1 protein-coding gene is annotated in these 491 nt (G+C 26.5%); it reads right to left on the bottom strand.

The genetic code is table 11. The features are described 5' to 3' along the window. Window positions 1-264 precede the first annotated feature (264 nt). The coding region (locus tag CYP54_RS09970; RefSeq protein WP_219810467.1) for a hypothetical protein at window positions 265-491 on the bottom strand (227 nt) is incomplete at its 5' end.

Genomic DNA, 491 nt, shown 5'->3' with positions numbered 1-491 from the left:
AATTCAGTTTTACTCACTTTCCCTTATTTAAACTCTATAAATGTACTAGAATGTCAATCACCAGAATATGTTTTTATGTATAGTGTAATAACTATAGCATCTACAGAACATGGTGATTTAGATAGATTTAATTCTCTTATATACTCTTCTTTAACCTTATCAAAATTGATTACTTGAGCACTACAATTAGTCATAAAAACGACATTATTAATATCCGAATTATCTTTTGAAGTTTCCTTTAAAGTATCCTCAATAAGAAATCTACTATTTTTTATCATTTTTACCGTAATGCCTACTTTCCAATTCTTGAAACGGTCTAGCTAGCTTGGTATATATCTTTTCAATATCCTCGGAAACATCTATAATTCTTGAATAATTATCAATATTTTCAGCTAAGTAATATTTGCACTTATTTTCTATATTATGTTCTAATGAATAAATTTCAATAGCATTTAAAAAGTAAGGACTATGAGTGTTAATCAGTACATGCA

The sequence above is a fragment of the Campylobacter concisus genome (assembly GCF_002914005.1).
GTDB lineage: Bacteria > Campylobacterota > Campylobacteria > Campylobacterales > Campylobacteraceae > Campylobacter_A > Campylobacter_A concisus_N.
This window is presented reverse-complemented; position numbering and strand designations above follow the sequence as displayed.